Source organism: Legionella navarrensis (genome assembly GCF_052527415.1).
Genome location: NZ_JBNVZR010000065.1, coordinates 1 through 298 on the forward strand (window position 1 = coordinate 1; position 298 = coordinate 298).

Here is a 298-nt window from a genome sequence, read left to right on the forward strand (position 1 = left end):
CACTTCCCTAATGCAAAAATAGTGGCAGACCGGTTCCATGTCATACGCCTTCTTCAGCATCAATGCATGGTGACCTATCGCGAATTATCAAAGCAGGTAAAAAGTAACCGTGGAATACTGGCCGTACTACGTACTCGTCCTGACAGGTTGACGCCCAAATGTAAACGTAAGCGGGATGCTTTTCTTGAAGACAATCCGGCTATAAACGCTATTTACCAGTTTCAGCAACACGCTCACTCCTTGCTTTTGCATAAAGCCATGAATAAACAATGGTGCCAAAAAATGATTCCACAGTTTT

At 43.6% G+C, this 298-nt stretch carries 1 protein-coding gene; it reads left to right on the forward strand.

Going from position 1 to position 298, the window contains the following annotated elements; all coding sequences use genetic code 11:
- Positions 1-298, forward strand: a 298-nt coding sequence (locus ACQUTA_RS13130) for a transposase (protein ID WP_444988716.1), incomplete at both ends; no start/stop codon positions are given.